Origin of the sequence: Halalkaliarchaeum sp. AArc-CO (assembly GCF_024972735.1) — an archaeon.
GTDB lineage: Archaea > Halobacteriota > Halobacteria > Halobacteriales > Haloferacaceae > Halalkaliarchaeum.
In genome coordinates this window covers 1,492,685-1,506,566 of sequence record NZ_CP087723.1, presented here as the reverse complement: position 1 = coordinate 1,506,566, position 13,882 = coordinate 1,492,685, and the positions used below count along the sequence as shown (strand labels likewise).

Below are 13,882 nucleotides of genomic sequence, written 5' to 3'. Positions count from 1 at the left end.
CAGGGGCGCCCCCGACCGCTACCTGAAGCCCATCGCTTCGATCTGTTCCTGGTAGCGGTTTCGGATGGTGACTTCGGTGACCTGGGCGACGTCGGCGACTTCGCGCTGGGTTTTCTTCTCGTTGCACAGAAGCGAGGCGGCGTAGATGGCGGCGGCGGCGAACCCGGTGGGGGATTTCCCCGAGAGGAGGCCCTGTTCGGCCGAGACGTCGATGATCTCGGTCGCCTTCGCCTGTACCTCCTCGGAGAGTTCCAGCGCCGACGCAAACCGGGGGACGAACTGCTTGGGATCGACCGGCTTCAGTTCGAGGCCGAGTTCCTGGGAGATGTATCGATACGTCCGGCCGATCTCCTTTTGTGGTACCCGCGAAACTTCTGCGACCTCGTCGAGCGATCGGGGAATGCCCTCCTGACGACACGCGGCGTAGAGGGCGGCGGTGGCGACGCCCTCGATGGAGCGGCCGCGGATGAGGTCTTCATCGAGCGCGCGACGGTAGATGACGGAGGCGACTTCCCGTACCGAGCGCGGTACACCGAGCGCGGAGGCCATGCGGTCGATCTCCGAGAGGGCAAACTGGAGGTTGCGCTCGCCGGCGTCCTTGGTGCGGATGCGTTCCTGCCACTTTCGCAGCCGGTGCATCTGGGAGCGCTTCTTCGAGGAGATCGACCGCCCGTAGGCGTCTTTGTCCTTCCAGTCGATCGTCGTCGTCAACCCCTTGTCGTGCATCGTCTCCGTGATCGGGGCGCCGACGCGCGACTTGGACTGTCGTTCTGAGTGGTTGAACGCCCGCCATTCCGGTCCGCGGTCGATCTGTCGTTCGTCGATGACGAGCCCGCAGTCGTCGCAGACGAGTTCCCCCTGATCCGCGTCCGCGACGACCTCCTCGGAGCCACATTCCGGGCAATTGACGGATTCGTCCGATTCCTGTTCGGCTTCTCGCTGCTGTTGGCGCTGCCTGTTCGGACGTTCCATTATAAGATTTGTGGTGGGGTTCATATATAAAGATTCTTGCTGGGGAATGAACTGCTCGATTTAGCTGCTCCGGTTCGGAGCAATATCTGACCGAATAGATAGGTCAGTTTGGGGCCTAATACGGGGGTGACAGCCGCCGGAGCCGAGCTATTCGCCGAGTGTGACGCTGTCGGTCGCGGCGTTGCGAAGCGCGTCCGATCGACCGTGAGTTCCCGGCGCGATCGCGAACGTCCGGCAACCGTGGCGGTTGGCCGCCTCCAGAACCGGTTTGAAGTCGGTGTCCCTGGAGGCGATGGCGATGGTTTCGGCGCGTCCTTCGATCGCGAAGGCAGTCGCGTCGACGGCGAGTTTCACGTCGACGTCGCCGCTCGTGACGATCACCTCGAACCCGCGAGCCTCCGCCGCCTGGATCAGCCCGGGGGTGGCGTGTTCGTCGAGATACAGCCGCGTGGCGACCAGCGGTCCCCGGTTTTCTGCTGCCGCTCGAACGTCGTCCAGGTCGACGTCGAACTCCTCGCGGAGCACGTTGGGACCGTCGACGAACAGCGCGACGCCGGTGGGCTTCGACGGGGTTCGAAACCTGTCCACGATGTTCATATCCCCCGTACCGGGCCGGCGGGGAAATACTCCGCGTTCCCGGTGTCGTGTTGCCGTAACGGCCTTGGAGAGACGATTGCGTTCGAGGATCCGCTGACAAGCTACCTTCATCGGTTTCGACTCACAGCGAGCCTCCCGTCAAAAAAGTGGATGGCAAGAACAATTACCAGTGACAGCCGTACATCCGGTATGGCATCACGCGAAACGCCGCTGCACGGAACACACGACGATCTAGGAGCGAAGTTCACCGACTTCGGCGGGTGGCAGATGCCCGTCGAGTTCGACTCGATCCGGGTCGAACACGCGGCCGTTCGGGAGGAGGCCGGCATCTTCGACGTCTCACACATGGGACAGATCGAGGTGTCGGGCCCCGACGCGACGACGCTGATGCAGCGACTGACGACCAACGACGTGACCGCCCTCGACCCCGGAGAGTCACAGTACTCGGCGATCACCCGAACGGACGGCGTCATCATCGACGACACGATCGTCTACCGGTATCCGGACGGCGAAGCCGCCGGCGCCGCGGACGACGAGACGTCGTTTTTGTTCATCCCGAACGCCGGCCACGACGAACAGATGTACGACCGGTGGGTCGACTATCGCGACGACGAGGCGCTGGATGCGACGGTCGAAAACACTACCGAGTCGTGGGGAATGGTCGCGGTGCAGGGTCCCGACGCCCCGAGACTCGTCGCCGACGCAGTCACCGAACTCGAGGAGTCGGCGCCGGCAAGCTCCGTCTCGGAGTTCTCCCGGAACGAGGCCGGCTTCGGGACTATCGCGGGGGCACGTTGCTTCATCGCCAAGACCGGATACACCGGCGAGCCCGGGTTCGAGGTGATGTGCCCGACCGACGCCGCAGTCGACGTGTGGGGGGCGTTCGACTGTCAGCCGTGTGGCCTCGGCGCCCGCGACACCCTCCGGATCGAGAAGGGGTTCCTCCTGTCCGGCGAGGACTTCCACCCCGAAGACGAACCGCACACGCCCTACGAAGCCGGCATCGGCTTTGCAGTCAAACTCGACACGGAATTCATCGGTCGCGACGCCCTCGAGGCGCAGAAGGAAGAAGGCATCGAGGAGCGGTTCACCGGCGTCAAACTGCTGGACCGGGGCGTCCCCCGCGGCGGTTACGAACTCCGCGCCGACGGCGAACCGGTCGGACACCTCACGTCGGGAACTATGAGCCCGACGCTTTCGGAACCGATCGCGCTGGGATATCTCTCGACTGACTGTGAGGAGGGAGACCAGATCTCGGTCGTCGTCCGCGGCGACGAGAAGCGCGCGAAGGTCGTCACGCCCCCGTTCGTCTGATCCCCGTCCGTCTGATCCCCGTCCGTCTGATCCCCGTTCGTCCGATTGCTGAACCCCATGCCGTTCGTGGTTCGGGGATTTGGATCTATCGTCTCCGGCGGGCCGGACGAAGTCCACGCCGTATAAGTACCTGATCCCCGAATTTCAACCGGGATGAGCTTCGAAATACCCGACGACCTGCGGTACAGGGACACACACGAGTGGACGACGACCGGCGACACGGTTCGGTTCGGCATCAGCGACTTCGCCCAGGACGAACTCGGCGACATCGTCTTCGTGGAACTGCCGGACGTCGGCGACACGGTCGAGCAGGCCGGGGAGTTCGGCGTGGTCGAATCCATCAAGGCGGTCTCGGACGTTTACGCCCCCGTCTCGGGGGAAGTGACGGCCGTAAACGACGCCGTCTTCGACCAGCCGGAACTCGTCAACGACGACCCGTACGGGGACGGCTGGCTCGTCGAGATCGAAGTGAGCGACGAGGGAGAATTCGACGATCTTCTCGGCGCAGACGAGTACGAAGCACAGATCGAGTGATCGAGCCATGATCCAACCAGCATTCCGACGGGGGGGCAGGCGATGACGACAGGTGGAACGCCGTTCGCACCGCACACGGACGCCGACGTGGCGGCGATGCTCGAGGCGGTCGGTGTCGACGACGAGTCGGAGCTGTTCGACATCCCCGAGGAGGTGGCCTTCGATGGCGACCTCGACATCGAGGCACGGGGAGAGCCCGCGGTCAAGTCCGAGGTTCGCCGGACGTTTGCTCGCAACGACGATCTGACGGAGTTCCTGGGCCGGGGACACTACTCGCATTACGTCCCCTCGCTCGTGGATCACCTCTCGTTGCGGGCAGAATTCCTGACGAGTTACACACAGTACCAGCCGGAGATCACACAGGGGTTCCTGCAGGCACTGTTCGAGTATCAGTCGTTGATCGTCGAACTCACCGGTCTCGAGATCGCCAACTGCTCGATGTACGACGGAGCGACGGCGCTGGGTGAGGCGGCAACGCTCGCCAGCCGGCTCCGGCAGATCTCAGGGGATACGGTGCTGATTCCCGAACAGCTCCGGGACGGGAAGCAGTCGGTGCTGGAAAACTACTGTGACGGTGCCGATCTCGTCGTCGAGACGTACCCGATGGACGACGGCGCAGCCGACGTCGACGCGATCCGAGACCGGATCGGCGAGGACGTCGTCGCCGTTTACGCCGAGAACCCGACTGTCCGCGGCGTTATCCAGGAGGAACTGTCCGCCGTCGGCGATCTCGCCGACGAACACGACGCCCTGTTCGTCTACGGCACCGATCCGGTCGCGATGGCGCTGCTCGAACAGCCCGCAGCGCTGGGTGTCGATGTCGTGGTTGGCGAGGCCGACGCGCTGGGGCTGCCCACGAGCTTCGGAATGGGTCTCGGCCTGTTTGCGACGAAAGAAGAGTACCTCAGACAGGTCCCGGGGCGACTCGTCGGGGCGAGCGACGACGACGCCGGCAACCGGGCGTACACGCTGACACTCCAGACCCGGGAACAGCACATCCGCAAGGAGCGGGCGACCTCGAACATCTGTACCAACCAGGCGTGGGTCGCGCTCCGGGCCGCAATGCACGCCGCGCTGCTCGGACCGACCGGACTCGTCGATCTGGCGACCGATGCTGTCGAGAACGCGGCCGAACTCTCCGATCGAATCGACGAGCTCTCCGGGTTCCAGGCCCCGGTCCACGATCGGCACCACTTCCGGGAGTTCCTCGTCCGGTCCGACCAGCCGGCCGCTGCCATCGCAGGCGACCTGGAATCCAATGGGTACGCGGTCCACGTCGTCGACGATCACCTGTTGCAGGTGTGCGTGGACGACACGAACGAGGCTGCCATGGACGGTCTCGTCGCGGCGTTCGAGGAGGTGGCACGATGAGACACGATCAGGCCCGTTACACGCGCGAGGACAAACACGAACCGCTGCTGTCTGAGAAAAACGAAACGACCGTCGAGATCGGGGACGACTCGCCGCTGCCCGGCGAGTTGACCCGCGATTCGCTGACCCTGCCGGAAGTGTCCGAGCCGGAAGTGGCGCGCCACTACACCCGGCTCTCGCAGATGAACTGGAGCATCGACTCCGGGCCGTATCCCCTGGGGTCGTGTACGATGAAGTACAACCCGCGGTTTACCGAGGACCTCGCGGCGGATCCGAACGCGGCTGTCCATCCCGACCGATCCTCTGCATCCGTCCAGGGGACACTGGAGCTGTATCACAGTCTCCAGGAGTATTTGGCCGAGATCGGCGGCATGGACGCAGTGACGCTCCAGCCGCCGGCCGGCGCGGCCGGCGAGTTCACCGGGATCCTCATCGCGAAGGCGTATCACGAACACCACGGCAACGACAAAAGCGAGGTCATCATCCCCGCCTCGGCACACGGGACGAACTTCGCGACCGCGGCGCTTGCAGGCTACGACGTCGTCGAACTCCCCTCCAACGAGGAGGGTCGCGTCGACGTCGAGGCGCTCGAGGCCGCGGTGTCGGAAGACACCGCCGCGCTCATGCTTACGAACCCGAACACGGTTGGGCTGTTCGAGCGCGACATCGTCGAAATCGCCGAGATCGTCCACGACGCCGGTGGCGTACTGTACTACGACGGCGCGAACCTGAACGCGCTGCTCGGACGCGCCCGGCCCGGCGACATGGGGTTCGATATCATGCACTACAACGTGCACAAGACGTTCGCCACCCCCCACGGCGGCGGCGGTCCGGGCGCGGGCCCGGTCGGCGTCGTCGAAGAACTCGAGCAGTTCCTCCCGGAACCGCAAGTTCGCGAGCGCGAGGGCAACTACGTTCTCGAGGAGCCCGACCACAGTATTGGAAAAGTCCACGGCTTCATGGGCAACTGGCTGGTGTTGATCAAAACCTACGCCTACATCAGCCGGCTCGGCAACGAGGGGCTCGTCGACACCAGTGCGAAGGCCGTGCTGAACGCGAACTACCTCGCGTCCCAGATCGACCTGGAGGTGCCGTACGGCCCGTTCCACCACGAGTTCGCGGCTACCTCCGGCGACCGCGACGCCGCAGACGTCGCAAAGCGGATGCTGGATTACGGGGTCCACCCGCCGACGACGAAGTGGCCGGAGATGGTTCCGGAGGCGATGCTCACCGAGCCGACCGAAATCGAGAGCAAAGAGTCCGTCGAGGACCTCGCAGAGGCGTTCAACCGGGCGTACGGCGACTCCGACGAAACGCTGGAGTCGGCGCCCAACCGAACGACCGCCGCCCGGATCGACCAGGCGTCGGCCGCACGGAATCCGATTCTCTCGTGGCACACGCTGAACGACGAGTGACGATCAGTCGTCCAGTCGTTCGCGCAACAGCTGATTGACGTCCCCCGGATCGGCGCTGCCGCCCGTTTTCTGCATCACCTGTCCGACGAGGAAGTTGATCGCGCCGCCCTCGCCGGCCAGGTAGTCCTCGACCGCCTCCGGGTTCTCCTCGATCGCTTCGGTCACGGCGGCGGCGACCGCCTCGCCGCCCGTCTTGCCGAGCCCCTCGCGGTCGACGATCTCGTCGGGCGAGCGCCCCTCGTCGAGCATCGTCCGGAGGACGATCTCCTCGGCGTTCTTGACCGTCACTTCCTCGCCGTCGACGAGTTCGATCAGGCGGGTGAACTCATCGAGACGGCCGGCCACGTCGGTGATCTCCATGTCGCGGTAGTGCAGTTCCCCGAGCAGGTTGTCGGCCACCCAGGTGGCCGCGAGGTCGGGGTCGAACTCTGCTGCGACGTCCTCGAAGAAGTCGGCGACCTCTTTGGTCGAGGTGAGTTTCGAGGCGGATTCGGCGTCGAGCCCGTACTCCTCGCGGAACCGTTCGCGGCGGGCGTCCGGCAGCTCCGGGATCGGGATCCGGTCGCGCCAGCCGGCGACCGCAAGCGGCGGCAGGTCGGCCTCACGGAAGTAGCGGTAGTCCTTCTCCGCCTCCTTGGTCCGCATGGAGACGGTGATCCCGCGTGACTCGTCCCAGTGGCGTGTCTCCTGTTCGATCTCCCGTCCCCGTCTGATGGCGTTCCGCTGGCGGGTCACCTCGTAGGCGAGCGCCTTCTCGGCCCCTTTGTGACTGGAGATATTCTTCACCTCCGTTCGGTTGGCCGTCGAGAGCGCTTCCTCGGCGATTCGACCGCCGTCGTCGACGGCGTCGCCGGGAACCATCGAGATGTTGGCGTCGACCCGGAGGCTCCCGTCCCGTTCGGGATCGAACACGCCGAGGTACTCCAGCACTTCCTCGAGTTTCGCCAGAAACGCTCTGGTCTCGGCGGGCGACCGGAAGTCCGGCTCCGTCACGATTTCGACGAGGGGCGTCCCCGCCCGGTTGTAGTCGACGAGCGTGTAGTCGGCGGTGTCGATCCCACCGCCGACGTGGTCGAGGCTGCCGGGGTCCTCCTCGAGGTGTGCTCGCGTGATCCCGATCGACCGGCGAGTCCCCTCGACGCTAATCTCCAGTTCGCCGTTTGCACAGATCGGGGCGTCGTACTGGGTGAGCTGGAAGTTCTTCGGCAGGTCGGGGTAGTAGTAGTTCTTGCGGTGGAACGTGGTCCGTTCCGGAATCTCGGCGTCGAGCGCCTTCGCGATCTTGACGGCGGCTTCGACTGCGGCCTCGTTGAGCACCGGGAGCGATCCGGGGAGCCCGAGGCAGGTCGGACACGTTCGACTGTTCGGTTCCTCCCCGTCGGCGGCGTCCGTAGAACAGCCACAGAAGATCTTCGTTGCCGTCTCCAGCTGGACGTGGACCTCGAGGCCGATGACGACCGCGAGGTCTTTCTCGGCGGCCTGCGCGCTCATTGGGCGGGGTTCGTGGCCGGGCGAGTAAAACGTGACGGGACGACACCGTCGCGGCGATACGTTGACGCATTCGCAACCTCAAAGGCCGCGGAGCCCCTGAACGAACCATGGAACTCGATGACACGGACCGTGCCATATTGCGGCTCCTCCAGGAGGACGCGCGGACGCCATTCAGCGAGATTGCCCGCCGGATCGACATGTCCAGCGCGACAGTTCACGACCGCGTCGGACGACTGGAGGAGGCGGGCGTCATCGAGGGATACCACGCCCGAGTCGATCCCAAAACGCTGGGATACGGCGTGTCGGCGTTCGTCGGCCTCAGAGTCGAACAGGGCAGAGAGGAGGACGCCCTCGAGCGGCTGCGAGAGATAGACGGCATCACCGAGGTCCACCTCACGACCGGCGAGTACGACGTGATGACGCGGGTGCACGCTCCGAACATCGACGAGCTCCGTGAGATCATGTTCGACAACGTCGCACAGATGGCCGGGTTCGCACGCTCTCAGACGATGATCATCCTCGGTACCGACTACGAGGCGGTCGGCGTGGCTGTTCCCGAGAGTGAGCGCTCTACGGAGGACTCCGCCGGAGAGTTCGGTAGCGGTACTCGATCCGACGGCGGATCGGAACGCTGAAGCGATCCCTCGCCCGTGTGATGGATATGAGTAGCCTTCCCGATCGCCTCTATCGGAACCCGGAAGGGGCCTGGGCAGCCACGGTCGCCGGAATCGTGGCGGTGCTCGGCGTCGGATATCTGTTGTTCCCGCGACTCGTCTACGATCGGTTTATCTGGCAGTACTTCTGGGGGCCGGTCGCCGCCGACGGGCACGGCGCAACCTGCACAGCCCGGTCGGGCGGGACCGTCGAGTATCTCCAGGGCACTCAGGCCTGCGCGGAGGCCGACGCGGCGAGCCAGATCGTCGCCTACCCGGGATACACGCCGGTCTCGTCGCTCGGCTACATCACGGTGCTCCTGATAGCGCTCGCTGGCGTCTACGTGCTGCTCAAGCGACTCGACATCGGGACCGACCGGCGGTTCTTTTACGCGCTGTTCCCGTTCATGCTGTTCGGGGGGGCGCTTCGCACCGTCGAGGACGCCGGTGTCTCCGCCGTCCGGGCAGGGGCGGAGCCGCTCGTGGCATTCCCGTACAGCGCACTAATAATCAGCCCGTTCATCTACGTCACGGTGTTTCTCCTCACGCTCGCGTGCGTGCTCGCGGCGTATTCGGCGGCCGAACGCGGGATGGTCGACCGGTACGACTACGCGCTGTTCGGACTCGGAAGCGTCGTCCTGGTACTCACCATCGGATATCTCGGCTACCTTGCCGTAACGACGGAGTTCACCGAGTTCCACGTCCAGGTGCTCGTCGTGACGCTTTTCATCGCGACGGCCGCGACGTGGGGGACGTGGCGGCTGATCGCACGGTTCGCGCCCGGGATCAACGCCGGAACCGGATGGATGGGGTTCGTGATCATCTGGGGACACGCAGTCGACGGCGTCGCAAACGTGATCGGCCTCAACTGGATGCCGACACTCGGAGCAGGAGCAAACCTCGTTCCGAAACATCCCATAAACGCCGCGATCGTCGAGTACACGGGCCGGTTCCTTCCGGAGGCGATCGTCGCAGTCACCGGCGACGCGTGGCCGTTCCTGTTTGTCAAGCTCGCGGCGGCGACGTTCGTCGTCTGGATCTTCGAACCGGAGGTCATGGAGGAGTCCCCGCGGTTCTCGATCCTGCTGCTCGTTGCGGTGCTCGCGGTCGGGCTCGGACCCGGAACGCGCGACATGCTGCGGGCGACGTTCGGGGTGTAACGCGTGACCGATTTTGATCCGGACACCCGGGATCAGCTGCACGATCTCCACCAGAGGCTCCAGGCCGTTCTGGAGCTGCCGGTCGAACGGGACGCGAGCAACTGGATCGGCGAGTCGGAAGCGCTCGTCGGTGATCTCGTCGAGCGAGGGGCGTCCCCGGAGGTGCGGCGAAAGCGGCTGGCGAAGGTTCGGGAGCTCCTCGAGCAAGTGGACGAAACCGGAGACCCGCAAGCCGACGAACACGTCGACGCCGCGAGGCGGCTCACCGCAGAGTTGCTCGGCGAGTTCGAGAACGACGACGGCGGTACTTAAAAGTCGACAGTAACCACGGTCGCGTCGAGCTGCTCGCGGAGGTACTCGTCGATGTCGGGATCCGAAAGGAGGTTGCGGAACATCCGTCGCCAGCGGCCCGCCTGTTTCGCCCCGATCACCACGATGTCGGCCCCTTCGGCGGCGACCTCCTCGAGGATCGTCTCCTCGAGGAGGAACCCCCCGCGGACGACGTATCTCGCGTTCGGTAGCCGCCCGAACTCCCGTTGGACGGCGCGTTTGAGGTCGGTCCGGGTCACTTTCCGCGATTCCTGAAACAGGTTGACGTGGAGAACAGTCAACGTCGCGTCGTGTTCGTCGGCCACGCCGATCGCGTGTTCCAGCGTGACTCTCGAGTGTTCAGAGAGCGGATATCTGACAGGGACCACGACGAGCGTCATTGCTCGAGATGGGTACGTCTCGGGGCAAGAGCGTGTCGCTTTCGCTCGAAACCGGTTCGATAGAGTCGCCCCCACCGACGGTTCCGACCGTCGAAGCCGGCGTGGGTGTCGCTCGGCCAGTGTGATCTCGTTTCGACATGTCGGCGTCGTTGAATCGTGATAACCTTTAACACAATGTGGGCGAAACCCCCCGATAGATGGCCCCTGCAAGCATGCCACCGACGACGGAGGCCAGGGAGGTGTTCAGGTCGCTCGGCTACACGATCTCCGGCGGGGAGACGACGTTCGTCGCCGAGCGAAAGTGGCGCCGCGTTCACGTGGTTCCCCTCGACGCCGACGACGCGAAAGAGCCGGAACGCGTACTCACGGACGGCGGCGAGGACGGCGCCCGGCTTCGGTGTTATGTGACGTGGAAACGCGCGGCCCCCGACCTCCGGGAGTTCCTGCTCGGCCTGAAGCCCCCCTACGACTGGGCCGTCATCGGCGTCGACAGGGAGGGCGACTTCGAGGTGATGCAGGGGGCACCGAACAGCCCCTGACGGTCCTCGGCGATCGTTCCGCGGGAGGTGGTTGTCCTTTCGCAGAAACAACACGTCATTTTAAGATCTCTCCACGAGTAGTAGCGATCGCCATGGTTTACAAGAAGATCACGCTGATCGGGAAAAGCGACGAAAGCTTCGACGCCGCCGCGGACGACGCCATCGATCGGGCGAAGGCAACGCTGGACAACGTCTACTGGGCAGAAGTAAAAGAGTTCGGCGTCGAGATAGCCAGCGTCGAGGACAGGCAGTACCAGGCTGAAGTCGAAGTCGCGTTCGAACTGGAAGACTGACCGGTTGCGTCGGTGTCGAGTCGCAACGACCTTCCCGTTTTCTTCCGTACTCTTTCCCATGAGCGTCACCGCACTCGCTCGCCGGCTGCACCTGAAGGCAACCCGGGCAAACCAGCGACGCCTCCTCGTGATCGCAGGCGACCGAGAGGCGGGATTCGACGCCGCATTCGACGCGATCGACGCCGTCCTTGGCGCCAGTCGGACGGAGAACTCCGACAACGGCGATGACGCGACCGTGACCGTCGTCTCCTCGCGATCCGGGCACCGTTTCGAACGTTACGCGCCGGAACGCGCCGACGAGCTGCTGGGACGGACTCGATCGATCGTTCTGCTTGACTGTCACGAAGGGTTCACCCCGAACGTGCTCGGACAGGTCGCGGGGGTCGTCGACGGCGGCGGGCTGTTCGTCCTGTTGACCCCGCCGCTTGCAGACTGGTCCCGTCGCAGGGACGCGTTCGACGAATCGATGGCCGTCCCCCCGTTCGCGGTCGACGACGTCGGTGGACGGTTCCGGTCCCGGCTCGTCGCTACCCTGCGCGAGCATCCGGGAGTCGGGATCGTCGACGTCGACGCGGGTGGCGGCGACGCGATTCGGATCGTCCGCGAGGGAACGACCGATCCACCGAACGCACCGAAACGCCGGTCGCCGGAGCCCCCTCCGGAAGCGACGTTTCCGACCCCGGTGTACGACCGGTGTCTGACCCGCGATCAGGTACGGGCAGTCACGGCGTTCCAGCGACTCCGCGAACCCGGAAACGCGGTCGTGCTGGAGGCCGACCGCGGGCGGGGAAAATCCAGCGCAGCCGGGCTGGCCGCCGGTGCGCTCGCGTCCGACGGCCGCGACGTCCTGGTCACGGCACCCACCAGGAAACACGCCGACGAACTGTTCGCCCGGGCCCGGACGGTCACCGACGAACTGGGAGACGATCCGGGAGCCACCGCGGGCGACGTCCGGTTTGCGGTTCCCGCCGACGCGGTCACGTTGCCCGGCGATCCGGACGTCGTGTTCGTCGACGAGGCGGCCGCACTCCCGGTCCGCACGCTGGAACGGCTGCTCGGGGCGCCCGCAGTCGGATTCTGCACCACCGTCCACGGCTACGAGGGATCTGGCCGGGGGTTCTCCGTGCGGTTCCGCGAGCGCTTGGCCGAATCCGGCCTCCAGGTCACGGAGCTTGCGATGACGGAGCCGATCCGGTACGCCCCCGGCGATCCCGTCGAGTCGTGGGTGTTCCGGGCGCTGCTGCTCGACGCGAGCCCGGCGGTAGAGCCGGCCGTGGCGGACGCCACCCCCGAAACGTGCGCCTATCGGGAGCTATCTCCCGGAGAGCTCGCCGCCGACGAGCACCTCCTCGGGGAGGCGTTCGGGCTACTCGTGACCGCCCACTACCGGACGGAGCCGAACGACCTCGCGCGACTGCTGGACGCGCCGAACCTCTCAGTGCACGCGCTTTTGTCGGACGGGCACGTGGCGTCGGTGGCGCTTCTCGCCCGGGAGGGCGGCCTCGATGAGGCGACCCGGCAGCGGACCTATCTGGGCGAACGGATCCGGGGCAACATGCTTCCGGACGTGTTGACGAGCCAGCTCCGCGATCCTGAGGCGAGTGCCCCGACGGGCTACCGGATCGCCCGGATCGCGACCCACCACGCCGTGCGATCCCGTGGACTCGGCTCCAGGCTGCTAACGGAACTGCACGAGCGGCTCGGCTCCCGTAACGGGATCGAGTATCTCGGGGTCGGTTACGGTGCGACGCCGGAACTGCTCCGCTTCTGGGCGGACAACAGCTACGGTACCGTCCACGTCTCGACCACCAGGAACGATTCGAGTGGGGAGTACTCCGCGCTCATGCTTTCCCCGACCGGGCCCGACGGACGGAAACTTGCGGCTCGTCACGCCGGCTACTTCCGGGATCGAATGCGTGATCTCCTCTCGGACGCGCTCGCGGATCTCGACCCCGAGGTCGCCCGACTCGCGATCGGTGCCTGCCCCGCGGATCCGGAGACAGCCGCCGAGCGTCTCTCCGAGCGGGACTGGCGGGTCATCGCGAGCGCCGCCTACGGGCCGGGGATGTACACCGCCGCGCCGGGGGCGTTCCGGGAGCTCGCGACGGCGGGACTGCTGGAACCCGACCTCGAGGGACAGTCGACGGACGGTGACGTCCGGAGCCTCACCCCCGACGAAAAGCGACTGCTGGTTCGGAAGGTGCTCCAGGGGGCACCGGCCGAAACGCTCGCAGACGAACTGGGCTACCACTCCCGGGGGGAGTGCTTGCGCGCGCTCGGACGGGCGTATCGACCACTCGTCGAACGCTTCGGTGGAGACGCCGCCCGCGAGGAACGGAGCCGGTACGAATGATCGAGATCGCGCTCCTCGTGGCGCTCGTGCTGTTGATCGCGGGAGTGGTCGGCAGCGTCGTCCCGCTTGTCCCCTCGGGGCTGTTCTCCCTTGCGGGGGTGCTCGTCTACTGGCTGTTTGGCACCGAGCCGATCGGCCCGCTTGTTTTGTTCAGTCTCGTCGTCGTCGCCGTGATCGCGACTGTCGTCGAACAGTTCGGCGGCGCCATCGCGGCGAAGGCCACCGGCGCGTCGAACCGAACGACGGTCGCCGCCGTGCTCGCCGGACTCGTTTTGTTTTTCGTCGCCGGACCGGTCGGGATCGTGATCGGAATCGTCGCGGTGGTCTTTCTCGCGGAGTTGCTCGAGGAGGCCCCGCCGGAGATCGCGTTCCGGCGCGCGCTGTATACGCTGGCCGGAATTCTCGCCTCCACCGGCGTACAGTTGTTGCTCACGCTGTCGGTGCTCGTCGGGTTCGTCGTCTTCGTCGTTCTGTTTTGAG

At 65.6% G+C, this 13,882-nt stretch carries 14 protein-coding genes and 1 pseudogene; 11 read left to right on the top strand and 4 right to left on the bottom strand.

Going from position 1 to position 13,882, the window contains the following annotated elements:
- Positions 1–18: 18 nt before the first annotated feature.
- A complete protein-coding gene (locus tag AArcCO_RS08120; protein WP_119819569.1) occupies positions 19–972 on the bottom strand; it encodes a transcription initiation factor IIB in 954 nt (317 codons plus the stop codon).
- Between the two features lie 147 nt (positions 973–1,119).
- Positions 1,120–1,569 (bottom strand): NYN domain-containing protein, encoded by a 450-nt coding sequence (locus AArcCO_RS08115; RefSeq protein ID WP_259536389.1) that lies wholly within the window; start codon positions 1,567–1,569, stop codon positions 1,120–1,122.
- 189 nt (positions 1,570–1,758) lie between these two features.
- Between AArcCO_RS08115 and gcvT the strand changes: the two genes are divergently transcribed.
- From gcvT to gcvPB, 4 genes are all read left to right on the top strand, one after another.
- Positions 1,759–2,883, top strand: coding sequence for a glycine cleavage system aminomethyltransferase GcvT (gene gcvT, locus AArcCO_RS08110; RefSeq protein WP_259536388.1), 1,125 nt, complete (start codon positions 1,759–1,761; stop codon positions 2,881–2,883).
- A gap of 153 nt (positions 2,884–3,036) precedes the next feature.
- Positions 3,037–3,417, top strand: a complete 381-nt coding sequence (gene gcvH, locus AArcCO_RS08105; protein ID WP_259536387.1) for a glycine cleavage system protein GcvH — start codon at positions 3,037–3,039, stop codon at positions 3,415–3,417.
- A gap of 42 nt (positions 3,418–3,459) precedes the next feature.
- On the top strand, positions 3,460–4,788 hold the full coding sequence (gene gcvPA / locus AArcCO_RS08100; RefSeq protein WP_259536386.1) for an aminomethyl-transferring glycine dehydrogenase subunit GcvPA: 1,329 nt from the start codon (positions 3,460–3,462) through the stop codon (positions 4,786–4,788).
- Positions 4,785–6,203, top strand: coding sequence for an aminomethyl-transferring glycine dehydrogenase subunit GcvPB (gene gcvPB, locus AArcCO_RS08095; protein ID WP_259536385.1), 1,419 nt, complete (start codon positions 4,785–4,787; stop codon positions 6,201–6,203). The genes gcvPA and gcvPB overlap by 4 nt, the downstream gene beginning before the upstream one ends.
- A 3-nt stretch (positions 6,204–6,206) precedes the next feature.
- Here the strand turns inward: gcvPB and gatB are convergent, their stop codons facing one another.
- Positions 6,207–7,694 (bottom strand): Asp-tRNA(Asn)/Glu-tRNA(Gln) amidotransferase subunit GatB, encoded by a 1,488-nt coding sequence (gatB, locus tag AArcCO_RS08090; RefSeq protein ID WP_259536384.1) that lies wholly within the window; start codon positions 7,692–7,694, stop codon positions 6,207–6,209.
- 107 nt (positions 7,695–7,801) lie between these two features.
- Between gatB and AArcCO_RS08085 the strand changes: the two are divergent.
- The 3 genes and pseudogenes from AArcCO_RS08085 to AArcCO_RS08075 all read left to right on the top strand — a co-directional run.
- A pseudogene (locus tag AArcCO_RS08085) lies at positions 7,802–8,230 on the top strand (Lrp/AsnC family transcriptional regulator); the annotation flags it as partial.
- A 125-nt stretch (positions 8,231–8,355) separates the two neighbouring features.
- Complete coding sequence (locus tag AArcCO_RS08080; RefSeq protein ID WP_259536383.1) at positions 8,356–9,507, top strand: DUF63 family protein; 1,152 nt, start codon at positions 8,356–8,358, stop codon at positions 9,505–9,507.
- A 3-nt stretch (positions 9,508–9,510) separates the two neighbouring features.
- Complete coding sequence (locus tag AArcCO_RS08075) at positions 9,511–9,819, top strand: DUF8152 family protein (RefSeq protein WP_259536382.1); 309 nt, start codon at positions 9,511–9,513, stop codon at positions 9,817–9,819.
- Here AArcCO_RS08075 and AArcCO_RS08070 read toward each other — a convergent pair.
- Positions 9,816–10,217 carry a universal stress protein gene (locus AArcCO_RS08070; RefSeq protein ID WP_259536381.1) on the bottom strand — a complete coding sequence of 134 codons (402 nt, stop codon included), beginning with the start codon at positions 10,215–10,217 and terminating at the stop codon, positions 9,816–9,818. The genes AArcCO_RS08075 and AArcCO_RS08070 overlap by 4 nt on opposite strands.
- A gap of 197 nt (positions 10,218–10,414) precedes the next feature.
- On the opposite strand from AArcCO_RS08070, the gene AArcCO_RS08065 reads away from it, so the two are divergent.
- From AArcCO_RS08065 to AArcCO_RS08050, 4 genes are all read left to right on the top strand, one after another.
- Positions 10,415–10,756, top strand: a complete 342-nt coding sequence (locus tag AArcCO_RS08065; protein WP_259536380.1) for a DUF7116 family protein — start codon at positions 10,415–10,417, stop codon at positions 10,754–10,756.
- Positions 10,757–10,848: 92 nt separating this feature from the next.
- Positions 10,849–11,049 (top strand): dodecin, encoded by a 201-nt coding sequence (locus AArcCO_RS08060; RefSeq protein ID WP_259536379.1) that lies wholly within the window; start codon positions 10,849–10,851, stop codon positions 11,047–11,049.
- A gap of 58 nt (positions 11,050–11,107) precedes the next feature.
- Entirely contained in the window at positions 11,108–13,402 is a 2,295-nt protein-coding gene (gene tmcA / locus AArcCO_RS08055; RefSeq protein ID WP_259536378.1) for a tRNA(Met) cytidine acetyltransferase TmcA, read from the top strand.
- Positions 13,399–13,881 (top strand): DUF456 domain-containing protein, encoded by a 483-nt coding sequence (locus AArcCO_RS08050; protein ID WP_259536377.1) that lies wholly within the window; start codon positions 13,399–13,401, stop codon positions 13,879–13,881. Before tmcA ends, AArcCO_RS08050 begins: the two co-directional genes overlap by 4 nt.
- Position 13,882 lies beyond the last annotated feature (1 nt).

What these genes read in the sequence shown, in the direction of transcription:
- AArcCO_RS08120 (WP_119819569.1), bottom strand. Translation starts at nt 972, where the DNA reads ATGGAACGTCCGAACAGGCAGCGCCAACAGCAGCGAGAAGCCGAACAG.
- AArcCO_RS08115 (WP_259536389.1), bottom strand. Translation starts at nt 1,569, where the DNA reads ATGAACATCGTGGACAGGTTTCGAACCCCGTCGAAGCCCACCGGCGTC.
- gcvT (WP_259536388.1), top strand. Translation starts at nt 1,759, where the DNA reads ATGGCATCACGCGAAACGCCGCTGCACGGAACACACGACGATCTAGGA.
- gcvH (WP_259536387.1), top strand. Translation starts at nt 3,037, where the DNA reads ATGAGCTTCGAAATACCCGACGACCTGCGGTACAGGGACACACACGAG.
- gcvPA (WP_259536386.1), top strand. Translation starts at nt 3,460, where the DNA reads ATGACGACAGGTGGAACGCCGTTCGCACCGCACACGGACGCCGACGTG.
- gcvPB (WP_259536385.1), top strand. Translation starts at nt 4,785, where the DNA reads ATGAGACACGATCAGGCCCGTTACACGCGCGAGGACAAACACGAACCG.
- gatB (WP_259536384.1), bottom strand. Translation starts at nt 7,694, where the DNA reads ATGAGCGCGCAGGCCGCCGAGAAAGACCTCGCGGTCGTCATCGGCCTC.
- AArcCO_RS08080 (WP_259536383.1), top strand. Translation starts at nt 8,356, where the DNA reads ATGAGTAGCCTTCCCGATCGCCTCTATCGGAACCCGGAAGGGGCCTGG.
- AArcCO_RS08070 (WP_259536381.1), bottom strand. Translation starts at nt 10,217, where the DNA reads ATGACGCTCGTCGTGGTCCCTGTCAGATATCCGCTCTCTGAACACTCG.
- AArcCO_RS08065 (WP_259536380.1), top strand. Translation starts at nt 10,415, where the DNA reads ATGGCCCCTGCAAGCATGCCACCGACGACGGAGGCCAGGGAGGTGTTC.
- AArcCO_RS08060 (WP_259536379.1), top strand. Translation starts at nt 10,849, where the DNA reads ATGGTTTACAAGAAGATCACGCTGATCGGGAAAAGCGACGAAAGCTTC.
- tmcA (WP_259536378.1), top strand. Translation starts at nt 11,108, where the DNA reads ATGAGCGTCACCGCACTCGCTCGCCGGCTGCACCTGAAGGCAACCCGG.
- AArcCO_RS08050 (WP_259536377.1), top strand. Translation starts at nt 13,399, where the DNA reads ATGATCGAGATCGCGCTCCTCGTGGCGCTCGTGCTGTTGATCGCGGGA.